This is a genomic window from Rhodanobacter sp. BL-MT-08 (assembly GCF_054161255.1).
The window spans coordinates 3700807-3715417 of the sequence record NZ_CP167872.1 but is presented as its reverse complement, the minus strand read 5'-3'; the positions used below and the strand labels follow the sequence as shown (position 1 = coordinate 3715417).

Below are 14611 nucleotides of genomic sequence, written 5' to 3'. Positions count from 1 at the left end.
AACGCCAAAGACTATTCTGCATGCCCTCCATTCCCGCGTCGCGTTTCACCTCGTCCCCTGTTCGATTCGCCGCTGCGCTGACGCTGTCGGCGATCACCGCACTGTCGCCCGCGCACGCCGAAATGCATCCAGGCCAGGATGCGCTGGTGCGCGAGGTGGCGCGCGACACCGGCAAGAGTCCGCAGGTGCTCAATGCGCTGCTCGACAAGGCGCAGCGCAAGCAGAGCATTCTCGACGCGATGGGCCGGCCGGCCGAGGCCAAGCCTTGGAGCGAGTATCGGCCGATCTTCCTCACCGACAAGCGCATCAGCGACGGCATCGCCTTCTATCGCGAGCACCGCGCGCTGGTCGAGCAGATCGGCCGCCAGTACGGCGTGGCGCCGCAATACATCGTGGCGATCGTGGGCGTGGAAACGTTCTACGGCCGCATCACCGGCAAGTACAAGGTGCTCGATGCGCTGGTCACGCTGGGCCTGTACTACCCGCCGCGCGCGCCGTTTTTTCGCGGCGAGCTGAAGACGCTGCTGGAGCTGCCGGACAGCCATCTGGGCGGTCCGGTTGACACGCTGACCGGCTCCTATGCCGGTGCGCAGGGCTGGGGCCAGTTCATGCCTTCGAGCATCCGCGATTACGCGGTGGACGAGGATGGCGATGGCCACATCGACCTGAAGAATTCGCTGCCCGATATTCTGGGTAGCGTCGCCAACTATTTTGCCAGGCACGGCTGGGTCAGCGGCGGCGAGGTCGCCATGCGCGCCCAGCCGGATGCCGCGCCCAAGCCGATCGCGGTCAAGGATGCCCAACCGCAGTGGCCTCTGGAACAGCTCGAAGCGTGGGGCTATGCGCCGCTGCAGCCGCTCAGTCCGGGGCAACCGGTGAGCCTGCAGACCCTGCAGGGCGACAATGGCCCGGAGTACTGGTTCACCTTTCCGAATTTCTACGTGATCACGCGCTACAACCGCAGTCCGCTTTACGCGATGGCGGTCGATCAGCTGGCCAAGGCGATCGCCGCCGGAGTGCAGGCGGATCCGGCGCAATGATCAAAAGGGGCGGCGCTCCGGCACGGCACGCGGCGATCGCCCTGATGGCGACAATGCTTTTGGCGCCTCTACTCCTGAGCGGCTGCAGCGGTTCGAAGGCCCGGCCCAGCCGCGGCGCACCGCGCAGCGTCGGGGCGATGCCGCCACCATCGTCGCCCCTGGCTTCGGGCAACGGCAGCGCGCGCAGCAACCGCAGTGGCAGCGCTGTCAACGACGACACCAGCAAATCCCAGAGCAGCCGCTATCGCGACAGCGACGACAGCATTCCGAACGGTCCGCCGCCGGATATCAGCAACCTGGTCGAACCGGTGCCCAAGGTCGAGCCGCGCGCGCTGTACGGCAACAAGTCACCGTACTCCGTGCTCGGACGCACTTACACCGTGCTGCCATCGGCGCGCGGGTATGTCGAGCGCGGCATCGCCTCGTTCTACGGCAGCAAATTCCACGGCTACAAAACCTCCAGCCTGGAAAACTACGATATGTACAGCTTCACGGCGGCCAGCAAGACGCTGCCGCTGCCGAGCTATGCGCGCGTCACCAATCTGGCCAACGGCAAGAGCGTGATCGTTCGGGTCAACGATCGCGGGCCGTTCCACGAGGACCGGGTCATCGATCTGTCCTACGTGGCGGCGGTGAAAATCGGTGTCTGGCCCAAGGGTACCGGGCTGGTCGAGGTGCGCGGCATCGATCCGGGCGAGCCGCTGCACGACCTGCCACCGCCGCCGCCCGCCGCGCCTCCCGGCAAGCTGCCGGGCATCTATCTTCAGGTTGGTGCATTCTCCGACCCGGCCAATGCCGAGCAGGTCGCGCAGCGGCTGCGTGCGGCCAATTTTGCTCCGGTGCAGGTGATGGATGCTGAAATCGGCGGCCACACGGTGCATCGTGTGCGGCTCGGCCCGCTGCCGGACGTGGACAGCTCCGATCAGGTTAGCGATCGGATCGCCAATATGGGTCTGCCGCGGCCGCGTGTCGCGGTAGACTGAGCGAATATTTCAACCCCTTCTGCTTGCTTCATGCCGACGCCCGCGCGGCCTCGTCATCCAAAGACTGGACAACTGACAACGATGAATTTTTTGCGCCGCACCCTGGTTCCTTTTGCTGCCCTGACATTGCTGCTCGGCGTTGCCGTGGCGCAGACGCCCCCGCGTCCGTCGCCGGTGCCGCGCCCGGTGGTGCCGGAAGCCCCGGTACCGCCGCCGCCGGATGTGGACGGTAAAAGCTGGGTGCTGATGGATTACGCCACCGGTCAGATCCTCGCTTCGAAAGATCCCGACCTGCGGGTGGAGCCGGCCTCGATCACCAAGATCATGACCGACTACGTGGTTTCGGCCGAGGTGGCCAACGGCAAGGTGCACATGACCGATCCGGTGACCATCAGCGAACGCGCCTGGCGCGGCGGCGGTGCGGGCACGGATGGTTCCACGAGCTTTCTCAAGCTCAACAGTCAGGTGCCGCTGAAGGACCTGCTGTACGGCCTGATCATCCAGTCCGGCAATGATGCGGCGATCGCGCTGGCCGAACACACCGCGGGCTCGGAAGATGCCTTCACCGGCCTGATGAATGCTTACGCCAAGCAGCTCGGCATGGTCAACTCGAATTTCGAGAACGCCTCCGGTTACCCGATCGCCAACCACTACACCACCGCGCACGACATCGCGATTCTGTCGCGCGCGCTGATCCACGATTTCCCGGATGACTACGCCATCTCGGCGATCAAGCAGTTCGAGTGGAACGGCATCAAGCAGGGCAACCGCAACACGCTGCTATGGCGCGACCCGAGCGTGGACGGCATCAAGACCGGCCACACCGCCGCCGCCGGTTTCTGCCTCGCCGCCTCGGCCAAACAGGGCGACTCGCGCATGATCGCCATCGTGATGGGCGCCAGCAGCGAAAAGGCGCGCGCCGATTCGGCGATGGCCCTGCTCAGCTATGGCTTCCGCTTCTACGAGACGCACAAGCTCTACGACGCCAGCAAGCCGCTCGCCACGCCAAGGCTGTGGAAGGGTGAGGCGAACCAGCTGCCGATCGGCGTAGCCGAAGACGTGCAGGTCACCGTCAAGCGCGGCGATTACGACAAGCTCAAGGCGACGATGGATATTCCGTCCACGCTGATCGCGCCGTTCAAGAAAGGCCAGCAGGTCGGCACGCTGCGCGTGACGCTGGCCGACCAGCCGGTGCAGACGATTCCGCTGATCGCCCTCAACGACGCGCCGCAGTGCGGCTTCTTCGGCCGTCTGTGGGACAGCATCCTGCTCTGGTTCCACAGCAGCAAGACCACCAGTGAACCCGCCCCAGGTAGCAAGTGATGGAACCGATCGACTTCAGCAAGGCCAAGCAGGAAGGCAAGGGCTTCCAGTTTCCCGGGGAGTTCGAAATCACCGCCGTGGGCAAGGCCAGCGCCAACCTGCCCACCCATGTGCCGCAGCTGCTCGAGCGCGCCGGCCTGCACGTGTTCCACGAGACCGTGCGGCACCGGCAGTCCGGCGAGGGCAACTTCGTCTCCGTTACCGTCAGCATCCGCTGCGAGAGCCGCGAGCAGTACGAAGCGGCACACGCGGCGCTGCGCGCGAATCCGGATATTCGGTACACGATGTGAGGAGTGGCGGGGAACGGGGAACGATTGTTTTTCACAGCTTCAGTGCATGGCTTCGTTTCGTGATTGCCCGGACAGCTGAGCTTTGTTTTCGACTAGGCTCTTGATCTTCGTCCTTTGCCCCTGATCTTTTCCCCGTTCCCCGTTCCCCGTTCCCCGTTCCCCGTTCCCCATCATCAGGCCCCCCATGTCGTTGCCGCTGAAAGTTCGTCGCCTTGGCCGCCAGCCGTATGAGCCGGTGTGGCGGGCGATGAGTGCGTTTACGGACAACCGCGTGGCCGATACCGTCGACGAGCTGTGGGTGCTGGAGCATGATCCGGTGTTCACCCTGGGCCAGGCCGGCAAGATGGAGCACGTGCTGGTGCCGGGCGATATTCCGGTTGTGCCGGTCGATCGCGGCGGGCAGGTCACCTATCACGGCCCCGGGCAAATCGTCGCGTATCCGCTGATCGACCTGCGCCGCGTCGGCGTGAGCGTGCGCGAGCTGGTCAACAAGATCGAGCAGTCGATCATCGATGCGCTGGCGCACTGGGATATCAGCGCCGCGCGACTTGACGGCGCTCCCGGCGTTTACGTCGGCCCGGCCAAGATCGCCGCGCTGGGCCTGCGCGTGCGCCGCGGCTGCAGCTTCCACGGACTGGCGCTGGATGTGAACATGGATCTGGAGCCGTTCCAGCGCATCAACCCCTGCGGGTACAAGGGTTTGGAAGTGACGCAGATGGTAGACTGGGGCGGTCCAACGCGTCTGGCGGACGTCGAAGAGGTGCTGATCGGTGAATTCTGCCGCCAGTTCGGTTTCGATGCCGAGCTGGCCCCTCCCGTTTTACCTGAACTCCCCGCCCGCGTGGCGGTCTAGGTACCGCCGATGAGCGACACGTCCACTACACCTATTCGCAGCATTCCGATCAGCGTCGTAGCTGGCGCTCCCGAGAAAAAGCTGGGCAACGACAAGATCGCGCTGAACCGCGCGGGCTTCGATACCGCTGTGCCGACGCTGCGCAAGCCGAGCTGGATTCGCGTGCGCCTGCCGCAGGGCAATGCCGTGCAGCAGCTGAAGGCGCGCCTGCGCGAAAATTCGCTGGTCACCGTGTGCGAAGAGGCCTCGTGCCCGAACATCCACGAGTGCTTCAGCAAGGGCACGGCCACCTTCATGATCCTCGGTGAAGTCTGCACGCGGCGCTGCTCGTTCTGCGACGTGGCGCATGGCCGTCCGGTGGCGCCCGATCCGCTGGAGCCGGCACGTCTGGCCGACACCATCGCCGACATGCGCCTGCGTTACGTCGTGATCACCTCGGTCGATCGCGACGACCTGCGCGACGGCGGCGCTGAGCACTTCGCCAGCTGCATCCGCGCCGTGCGCCACGCCAGCCCGAACATCAAGATCGAAATCCTCACGCCCGACTTCCGCGGCAAGGGCCGCATGGAGCGCGCGCTGGACGTGCTGAAGGATTTTCCGCCGGACGTGTTCAACCACAACCTGGAAACCGTGCCGCATCTGTACCGCGAAGTGCGTCCGGGCGCCGACTACCAGTGGTCGCTGGATCTGCTCAAGCGCTTCAAGGCGCAGCATCCGGACGTGCCGACCAAGTCCGGCATCATGCTGGGCCTGGGCGAAACCTGGGATCAGGTGATCGAGACCATGGGGGATTTACGCGCCCATGACGTCGAGATGATCACCATCGGGCAATATCTGCAGCCCACACCCCACCACCATCCTGTGGTGCGCTACTGGACTCCCGAAGAATTCGAAGCTTTGCGCGAAGCCGGTGAGGCGATGGGCTTCCACCACGTCGCGTCCGGCCCGCTGGTACGTTCGTCCTATCACGCCGATCTGCAGGCCCATGCAGCCGGTGTCACCGAGTCAGCCTGAGAGAATTCATGAAATTTCGTTCCCTGCTGTTCCTGCTGCTCGCGCTCACCGTTACCTGCGTCGCCGCCCAATCCGCGGCCGACATGGGTGCCGGCACGCAGAACCGCAAGGCGTCCGTCTGGCCGCTCAAGGCCACTACTGATGAAGCCCAGGCAGCGCAGCTCTCCGCGCGCTTCCTGACCCGCTTCCATTACGACGCCAAGCCGCTCGACGATGCCATGTCGGCACGCATCTACGACGCCTACTTCAAGCTGCTCGACAGCGAAAAGGTCTTCTTCACCCAGGCCGACATGGACAAGTTCGCGCCGATGCGGACCAAGTTCGACGACGCGATCTGGAACCAGGATCTGTCGGCGCCGTTCGCCGTGTTCAACGATTACCTGCAGAGCGCGGTCAGGCAGATGACCTACGCCCGCAGCCTGCTCAAGCAGGGCTTCGATTTCACGACCAACGACACTTACACCTTCGATCGCAAGAACGCCGCATGGCCGAAGGATCAGACCGAGCTGGACAACATCTGGCGCATGCGCACGATGAACGACTGGCTGCGCCTGAAGCTGGCCGGCAAGAATGACGACGACATCCGCAAGACCCTGGACAAGCGCTACTCGGGCTATATCGACCGTGTCAAGCAGCTCGACGCGGAAGACGCCTTCCAGACCTTCATGACGGCGTATGCCCACTCGACCGATCCGCACACCGACTACCTCAGCCCGCGCGATGCCGAGAACTTCGACATCACCATGCGGCTGTCGCTGGAAGGCATCGGCGCGGTGCTGCAGGCGCGCGACGACTACACCGAAATCCATGAACTGGTGCCCGGCGGTCCCGCTGCCAAGTCCGGCAAGATCCACGTCGGCGACCGCATCGTGGCGATCGGCGAAGGCGCGACGGGGCCGGTCACCGAGGTGATCGGCTGGCGCCTGGATGACGTGGTCAACCGCATCCGCGGCAAGAAAGACACCACCGTGCGCATCGAGATTCTGCCGGCCGACGCCGGTCTCGATGGCAAGCATGAAACCATTACCCTCGTGCGCAAGAAGGTCAGCATCGAGGAATCGGCGGCCAAGAAGAAGGTCATCGAAATCACCGACGGTGGCGTCACCCACAAGATCGGCGTCATCGACCTGCCGGCGTTCTATTCCGACTTCGGCGCGCGCAGCGAAGGCGACAAGAATTTCAAGAGCGCCACCCGCGACGTCACCAAGCTGCTGAACGAGCTGAAGGCCGAGGGCGTGGAAGGCGTCGTCGTCGATCTGCGCAACGACGGCGGCGGCTCGCTGGCCGAAGCCGATTCGCTGACCGGCCTGTTTATCGACAAGGGTCCGGTGGTGCAGGTGCGCGATGCCAAGGGCCAGGTCGAAGTGCAGGGTGACGAGGATCCCGGCATGGTCTGGAAGGGCCCGCTGGCCGTGCTGGTCAACCGCGGTTCGGCGTCCGCGTCGGAGATCTTTGCGGCAGCGATCCAGGATTACCACCGCGGCCTGATCATCGGCGAGCCGACCTTCGGCAAGGGTACCGTGCAGAACCTGGTCGATCTCGACCACTTCAGCCAGAACCCGGACGGCAAGCCGCAGTACGGCGAGCTGAAAATGACGATTGCCGAGTTCTTCCGCATCAACGGCGGTTCGACCCAGCTCAAGGGCGTCACGCCGGACATCCAGTTCCCGAAGAACGGCGACGAAAAGGACTACGGCGAGTCGACCTACGACAACGCACTGAAGTGGACGCAGATTTCGCCGGCCGGTTATCAGCCCGTCGCCAACCTGCAGGCCTATCTGCCGCAGCTGCAGCAGATGCACGACGCGCGTGCGGCGAAGTCGCCGGCATGGCAGCTGATGCTGGACGAGCTGTCGCAGTACAAGATGATGCGCGCCAAGACCTCGGTGTCGATGAACCTCGCCACCCGCGAAGCCGAGCGCAAGCAGCAGGATGCAGTCCAGGCTGCCTTCCGCGCGCGGCACAAGGCCATCGACGGGACGGATGCGGTACAGAGTGATGAGGACAGTACGCTGGACGATGGGCTGGATGCCAACGAGCGCAGCCTCAAGAGCGAGCTGAAGGAAGAGAAGGACGCCAAGAAAGCCAAGGACGTCGAGCTCAACGAAACCGCGCACATCATTTCGGATGCGGTCAGCCTGATCAATGCCGATCCGAAACTGGCGGCGCAGGTGCTTCCTTACGGCGGCAAGGGTACTGACTCGGTGCTGTCGACGACGTTGCCGGCTCCGACCGGTACGTCGGCCAGCCCGGCGGCGCCTGCCTCTACACCGGCGGCAACGCAGCACTGACGCCATCGTCTGAATGTCAGGCGACAACAAGAGGCCCGGCATCTGCCGGGCTTTTTGTTGGCAGTACGGATAGCGTTTACGTCCTCGACTTGTGCTTCGCCTTCTGCTGCTTCAACCACTCCTGATACGCCTCGATATGCGGCATCTCGCGCAGCAGCTTCGAATGCGGGTCGACGATCAGCAGGCTGTCAGCCGGTACCGCCAAGTGTCCGACGCCATGTGCGTCCATCGGCACCGTCTGGAAGGTCTCGCCGACCTGTACTTCGACAGGCATCGGAAAGTCTTCGTTGTGCTCCGTGACCCAGCGCAGATCGAGCATGTCGCCATGCCGTTTGACCTCAAGCCGCGGCAGCGCGGCGTCGTAGAGATACACCTTGAAGAACCAGCTCATGTCGCGGCCGGTGAGCTTGTTGACGATGTCGATGTAGTCCTTGGTGCTGGCATAGCGCGGGCTGAAATTGCCGGGTTTCGGATCGCTGCGTCCGTACACCAGCAGGCGGATGCTGGTGAAAAAATCGCGGTCGCCGATCAGCTGGCGCAGCGAGTGCAGCATCAGCGAACCCTTGTAGTAGATGTCGTTGCCGGGCCCGTGCGCGTCGTCGTAGACCTGATCCTCGGTCTGGCTGCGGCCGGCCACGATCGGATACTTGTTCTTCAGCGACTCGCGCTCGGTCTGCAGCATCGAAAAGTACGGCATGTCGCCGTAGAGATAGCGGCCGTACAGCGGCTGCATATAGGTACCGAAACCCTCGTGCAGCCACATGTCGTCCCAGTCGGCGTTGGTCACCTGATTGCCAAACCATTCGTGCGAAAACTCGTGCTGCAGCAGCCAGTCGAAGCCGTAGCCGTCTTTGGCGAAACCGTTGCCGTAGGCGTTGATGGTCTGATGCTCCATGCCCAGGTGCGGCGTTTCCACCACGCCCATTTTTTCATCGCCGAACGGGTAGGGGCCGATCTGCTGCTCGAAGAAATCCAGCATGTGCGGGAATTCCTCGAAGAGCGTCTGCGCTTGCTTTTCCTGGCCGGGCAGGTACCAGAACTGCATGGGGATGGTGTTGCCGTAGCGGCTGGCGTAGTTGGCCTGAAGCAGCTTGAACGGGCCGACGTTGATCGAGATGGCGTAGGTGTTGGGATGCTTGGCGCGCCAGTGATACGTGTGCTTGTCGCCCTCGTCGGTGATGCCGATCAGCTTGCCGTTGCCGGGCGCCGCCAGATCCTTCGACACGGTGATGTAGGTATCCACCAGATCGGGCTCGCCCTCGGTCTGATCGATGCACGGCCAAAACAGGTCGCAGCCTTCGCCTTCCACCGCGCTGGCTACCCACGGCTTGCCGTCGGGCGTGTGACTCCACACGAAGCCGCCGTCCCACGGCGCCTTTTTTGCCACGTGCGGTTTGCCGCCGTAGGCAATCGCCACCTGCACATGCCCGCCCGCGACAACGGTTGCCGGCAGGCGAACGCGCAGCCGTCCGTCCGGATTGCTCCAGTCGGTCGCGGAGATGTCGTGGCCGTCCAACGTGATTTTGCTGATCGGCAGATTGCGATCCAGGTCCAGCAGCAGCGTATCGATGCTCGACTTCGCGGTGAACGTCAGCACCGCGTTCGCATCGATGCTTTGCTGCGCGGGGTTCACCGTAAAGTGCAGCTCGGCATGATCGAAGTTCACGCGTGACTGCTCGATCGGCATCACGCCACCCGAGCTCAGGGTTTGCGGCGTCAGCGCGGGGGCCTTGGCGTGCGGCAGGCTGCTACAGCCACCCAGCCCCAGCAGCAGACCAAGGGCCAGCGGTGTCAGGCGATGCGCCATGGTGGTTTTCTCCGTCGGATCGAGCCCCCAGCATGCAGCATCGAAGCGCCTGCGGAAAACGCCGGAAGTCATGCCGACGCGCCTGCGTCTATATATCCAACAGCGGAGGCGGCCCGCTAATCTTCGTGGTAGCCGTTTAGCCGTCCAATTCCGCCCAGCGTTTGTAGGCGGCATCCAGCTCCTGCTGCATCTTCGCTACGGCTTCGTTCGCCTTGGTGATGGCCGCGCTCTCCTGTTTGAAATAGTCGGCCTCGGCCATGGCGTCGCTGTGCGCGGCGATGCCGTTTTCGAGCTGCTCGATGCGCAGCGGCAGCTGCTCCAGTTCGCGCTGTTCCTTGAAGCTGAGCTTGCGCTTGGGCGCTGCCGGAATCGCGGCGGCCGCAACGGGTGACGCGGCCGCTTGGCTTGCCACAGGCACCGACGTTTTCACGCCCGCCCGCTGACGCAGCCAGTCGCTATAACCGCCGACGTATTCGCCGATCTGACCCTGACCTTCAAGCACGAGCGTGCTGGACACCACGTTGTCGAGAAACGCGCGATCGTGTGAAACCAGCAGCAGCGTGCCCTGATAGTCAGTGAGCAGTTCTTCCAGCAGCTCGAGCGTTTCCACGTCGAGGTCATTGGTCGGCTCGTCCATGATCAGGAGGTTGGACGGCTGCGCGAACAGCTTGGCCAGCAGCAAGCGGTTGCGCTCGCCGCCGGACAGGCGGGTGATCGGCGCGCGTGCGCGCTCGGGAGAAAACAAAAAGTCCTGCAGATAGCCGACAATGTGCTTGCGCTGGCCGTTGAGCTCGATGAACTCGCGACCCTCGGCCACGTTGTCCAGCGCGTTGAGCTTGTCGTTGAGCTGCACCCGGTGCTGATCGAAATAAGCGATCTGCAAGCTGGTGCCCAGTTCGGCCGTGCCGCGTTCGGGCTTCAGGTCGCCTAGCATGATCTTCAGCAGGGTGCTTTTGCCGGCGCCGTTGGGTCCAATGATGCCGATGCGGTCACCGCGCATGATGGTGGTGCTGAGATCCTCGATCAGCACGCGGCCGCCGAACGACTGATGCACGTGTTCGAGGTCGATGACCTTTTTGCCGGAGGACTGCCCGGTGGCCAGCGCCATCTTGGCGTTGCCGGTGAGGTTGCGTCGCTCGGCGCGCTCGTTGCGCAACGCCTTCAGCGCGCGCACGCGGCCCTCGTTGCGGGTGCGGCGCGCCTTGATGCCCTGGCGAATCCACACTTCCTCCTGCGCCAGCTTTTTGTCGAACAGTGCGTTGGCCTGCGATTCGGCGTGCAGGCGCTCCTCGCGGCGGCGCAGATAATTGTCGTAGTCGCCCGGCCAGTCGGTCAGCGCGCCGCGATCGATTTCGACAATGCGGGTGGCCAGCGCGCGCAGAAAGCTGCGGTCATGCGTGACGAAGATGATGCTGCCGGCGAACTGCTTGAGGAAGCTTTCCAGCCAGCCGATGGCTTCGATGTCCAGATGGTTGGTCGGCTCGTCCAGCAGCAGCACGTCGGGCTTGCGCACCAGCGCCTGCGCCAGCAGCACGCGGCGCTTCATGCCGCCGGACAGGGCGGAAAAATCGGTATCGCCGGGCAGTTCGAGCTTGGTCAGCACCTCGGTGACGCGCCGGTCCAGGTCCCAGCCGTGCTGGGCCTCGATCTGCGTCTGCACTTCGCCCAGCGCATCGAAATCGGCCGGGGTGTTCAGCTCGTGCAGCAGGTGGTGGTAACGCGCGAGCAGACGACCCAGATCGCCCAGCCCCTCGGCGACCACATCGAACACGCTGCCAGCCGTGTTCTGCGGTACTTCCTGCGCCATGCGCGCAATCACCACGCCGCTTTGCACGCGCACTTCGCCGTCGTCGGCATGCAGCTCGCCGGCGATCAGCTTCATCAGGGTGGATTTGCCTTCGCCGTTGCGACCGACGATGCAGACACGCTCGTTCGCCTCGATCGACAGATCGACGTGTTCAAGCAGGAGGGGGCCGCCGATACTGAAGTCGACGCGTTGCAATTGGATAAGTGACATGCCCCATTGTAGCTGCAGCGCAACAAGCCCGCCGGCTGGATATTTCGGGCGACCCGTAAATTTGCGGCGGGGTGACCGTCCGAGACGCCCTGAGACTTGGCCTGGGCGGGGTTAGCACACCTGCAAGCGGCTAATGTTATAAATTTATATCTAACAGCCACTTGGCCGGCTTACCTCACATACTGGTTCTGGATATTGCTTGCGCTTGCCTATACAGTTGCCTCACGCGGGACTTCGCCGCGGCACTTACAAGTGGGGAAACCACGTTGGCCATCGCATCCGAAAAATCAGGCCGGTTCTTCAATCGGCTACGGGGAATGGTTGCGGCGACGGCATTTGCTGCGCTTGCCATGGTTGCCGGCGTCGTTCATGCCGGCGGTTATGCCGCCATCGTCATCGATGCGACCACCGGCAAGGTGGTGGAATCGGTCAATCCCAACGACCAGATTCATCCCGCGTCGTTGACCAAGATGATGACGCTGTATCTGGCCTTTCAGGCGTTGCAAAACGGCAAGCTGAAGATCGATCAGCAGCTGCCGGTGTCTTCCTGGGCGGCCAACAAGTCGCCGACCAAGCTGGGGCTGCGAAATGGACAGACGGTGTCGGTCGAGGATTGCATCCTCGGCATGGTGACGAAGTCGGCCAACGATGCAGCCACTGTGATGGCCGAGGGCCTCGGCGGTTCCGAAGCGCACTTCGCCGAGATGATGACAGCGCAGGCGCGACTGCTCGGCATGACCGATACCTATTTCAACAACGCCTCGGGCCTGCCCGATCCGGATCAGCTGACTACAGCAAACGACATGGTCAAGCTGGCCATGGCGCTGTATCGGGACTTTCCGCAGGACTCGCACTACTTTGCCACCAAGGAATTTGTCTTTCAGGGCCATATCGTCCGCGGCCACAATCACCTGATGGACCGTTATCCGGGCATGGACGGCCTGAAGACTGGCTTCACCGACGCGTCGGGCTTCAATCTTGCGTCAACTGCCGTCAGGGACGGACACCGTTTGTTTGGCGTGGTGCTCGGCAGCCGTACTGCTGCCGGTCGGGATCAGTTGATGGCTCGCTTGCTCGACGATGGCTTCGCCAACCAGCAGACCCCAGCCACCCTGGTTGCCCAGGCGGCAGGTGTGCGCGAAAACGCGGCCCTCAAGGTGCTGGCGGCGCTGTCGCCCATTTCCACGGCGCAGGCCGATACCCTGCCGGCCACGCGCTCGCTGCCGAAGCGCAGTCGGCGTGGCGCAAAGAGTGCGCCAGTTGCACTTGCGCGCCATGACCGTCGGCGCGGAAAAGCCGCGCCCACCGTGGTCGCCCGTCGCGGCACTGCAAGCCACGCGGCTGCAGCAAGCTGTCCTCGTCGCGCTACGCACTCGCGCAGCAGCTGTCCGCCACAGCATCGCAGCCACGGCGGCACAAAGCTCGCATCCCGCAACGCCAGCAGCAAGAAATCGCCCAAGCTGGCGCAGCTGTAAGTCGAGGCATTCGGAAGCCGCGGAGCCTGAAGGCAATTGGTCCGGTTGAGATAACAAAAACCCCGCGGTTGCCCGCGGGGTTTTCCGTTTTGGCAAACCCACCGAGGCGGATTACTTGCGGCGTGCGACAGACGCTTTCTTGTCCAGACCCGCTTCAGCGCGCAGCGCCTCGGCCTTGTCAGTCTTCTCCCACGAGAACGTGGTGTAGCTTTCGCCGTTGGCATCCTTGACCAGCTGCGGAATGCGGCCGAAGTGGCCGTTGCTGGCGGTCTGCTGGTACATGGGATGGATCAGGTCGAGCATCTTGATAATGCCGTACGGGCGCAGGTCGAAATGCTTGCGGATCAGCTTTTCGATCTTGTCGTCACCGATCTTGCCGGTGCCGAAGGTGGTGACCGAGATGGAGGTGGGCTCGGCCACGCCGATGGCATAGGACACCTGGATTTCGCAGCGGTCGGCAAGACCGGCGGCGACGATATTCTTGGCCACGTAGCGGGCGGCGTAGGCGGCTGAACGATCGACCTTGGACGGGTCCTTGCCCGAGAACGCGCCGCCGCCGTGGCGCGCCCAGCCGCCGTAGGTGTCCACGATGATCTTGCGGCCGGTCAGGCCGCAGTCGCCCACCGGGCCACCGATGACGAACTTGCCGGTCGGATTGATGTGGAACTTGGTGCCCTTGTGCAGCAGCTTGGCCGGCAGCACGGGCTTGAGGATCAGCTCGCGCACGCCTTCGATCAAGTCCTTCTGCTTCACGCTGGGGTCGTGCTGGGTCGACAGGACCACCGCATCGATGGCCACGGCGACGTCGTTTTCATAGCGCAGGGTGACCTGGCTTTTCGCGTCCGGGCGCAGCCACGGCAGCGGGGAATTCTTCTTTTTGCGAACCTTGGTCTGCTGCTCGACCAGGCGATGCGCGTAGTGGATCGCGGCCGGCATGTATTCGCTGGTTTCGTTGGTGGCGTAGCCGAACATCAGGCCCTGGTCGCCGGCGCCCTGTTCTTCGGGCTTCTTGCGGTCCACGCCCTGATTGATGTCGGGCGACTGCTTGCCGATCAGGTTCAGCACGCCGCACGTTTCGCCGTCGAAGCCGACGTCGGACGAGTCGTAGCCGATATCCACGATCACCTTGCGGGTCAGTGCTTCCAGGTCGATCCATGCGCTGGTGGTGATTTCGCCGGCGACGATCGCCACGCCTGTCTTCACCATGGTTTCGCAGGCGACGCGGGCGCGCGGGTCCTGCGCGAGGATCGCGTCGAGGACGGCGTCGGAGATCTGGTCGGCGACTTTGTCCGGATGGCCTTCGGAGACCGATTCGGAGGTGAACAGGTGGCTGGACATCGGGTTTATATCCTTTCGTTCGGATAGAGAGATAAAAGAGGTCGCGCATGATACAACGCCAGGTGCCTTTTTGCAGCCCGAGCCCGTTTAGCGTACGGCGGGGTTGGGCGAGTGTTCAGCCGTTTGGACGGCTGTTCAGTGCTTTGCAGAGACCTCATGAGCATCGCCATCGAAGAATAA

At 63.5% G+C, this 14611-nt stretch carries 11 protein-coding genes; 8 read left to right on the top strand and 3 right to left on the bottom strand.

The features are described from left to right. Nucleotides 1-20 precede the first annotated feature (20 nt). The 7 genes from mltB (at nt 21) to ACDK93_RS16530 (ending at nt 7794) form a co-directional block, all read left to right on the top strand. Nucleotides 21-1040, top strand: coding sequence for a lytic murein transglycosylase B (mltB, locus tag ACDK93_RS16560; RefSeq protein WP_458070078.1), 1020 nt, complete (start codon nt 21-23; stop codon nt 1038-1040). Then, entirely contained in the window at nt 1037-2023 is a 987-nt protein-coding gene (locus ACDK93_RS16555; protein ID WP_458070076.1) for a septal ring lytic transglycosylase RlpA family protein, read from the top strand. Before mltB ends, ACDK93_RS16555 begins: the two co-directional genes overlap by 4 nt. Before the next feature lie 81 nt (nt 2024-2104). After that, nucleotides 2105-3346, top strand: a complete 1242-nt coding sequence (locus ACDK93_RS16550; RefSeq protein WP_458070075.1) for a D-alanyl-D-alanine carboxypeptidase family protein — start codon at nt 2105-2107, stop codon at nt 3344-3346. Next, on the top strand, nt 3346-3636 hold the full coding sequence (locus ACDK93_RS16545; protein WP_458070074.1) for a YbeD family protein: 291 nt from the start codon (nt 3346-3348) through the stop codon (nt 3634-3636). The genes ACDK93_RS16550 and ACDK93_RS16545 overlap by 1 nt, the downstream gene beginning before the upstream one ends. Before the next feature lie 184 nt (nt 3637-3820). Next, the gene (lipB, locus tag ACDK93_RS16540) at nt 3821-4489 is read left to right on the top strand and encodes a lipoyl(octanoyl) transferase LipB (RefSeq protein WP_458070072.1); all 669 of its coding nucleotides are present in this window, start codon (nt 3821-3823) and stop codon (nt 4487-4489) included. A 9-nt stretch (nt 4490-4498) separates the two neighbouring features. Next, nucleotides 4499-5503 carry a lipoyl synthase gene (gene lipA, locus ACDK93_RS16535; protein WP_458070071.1) on the top strand — a complete coding sequence of 335 codons (1005 nt, stop codon included), beginning with the start codon at nt 4499-4501 and terminating at the stop codon, nt 5501-5503. A gap of 8 nt (nt 5504-5511) precedes the next feature. After that, nucleotides 5512-7794, top strand: a complete 2283-nt coding sequence (locus ACDK93_RS16530; RefSeq protein ID WP_458070070.1) for a carboxy terminal-processing peptidase — start codon at nt 5512-5514, stop codon at nt 7792-7794. A gap of 76 nt (nt 7795-7870) precedes the next feature. Here the strand turns inward: ACDK93_RS16530 and ACDK93_RS16525 are convergent, their stop codons facing one another. Together ACDK93_RS16525 and ACDK93_RS16520 are read right to left on the bottom strand one after the other, a co-directional pair. Continuing rightward, a complete protein-coding gene (locus ACDK93_RS16525; RefSeq protein WP_458072507.1) occupies nt 7871-9601 on the bottom strand; it encodes a M1 family metallopeptidase in 1731 nt (576 codons plus the stop codon). Between the two features lie 136 nt (nt 9602-9737). Then, nucleotides 9738-11618: an ATP-binding cassette domain-containing protein gene (locus ACDK93_RS16520; RefSeq protein WP_458070069.1), complete on the bottom strand. Its 1881-nt coding sequence runs from the start codon at nt 11616-11618 to the stop codon at nt 9738-9740. Between the two features lie 317 nt (nt 11619-11935). Between ACDK93_RS16520 and ACDK93_RS16515 the strand changes: the two genes are divergently transcribed. Next, entirely contained in the window at nt 11936-13093 is a 1158-nt protein-coding gene (locus ACDK93_RS16515; protein WP_458070068.1) for a serine hydrolase, read from the top strand. 111 nt (nt 13094-13204) lie between these two features. Here ACDK93_RS16515 and metK read toward each other — a convergent pair whose 3' ends face one another. Then, nucleotides 13205-14431 (bottom strand): methionine adenosyltransferase, encoded by a 1227-nt coding sequence (gene metK / locus ACDK93_RS16510; protein ID WP_458070066.1) that lies wholly within the window; start codon nt 14429-14431, stop codon nt 13205-13207. Nucleotides 14432-14611: the final 180 nt, after the last annotated feature.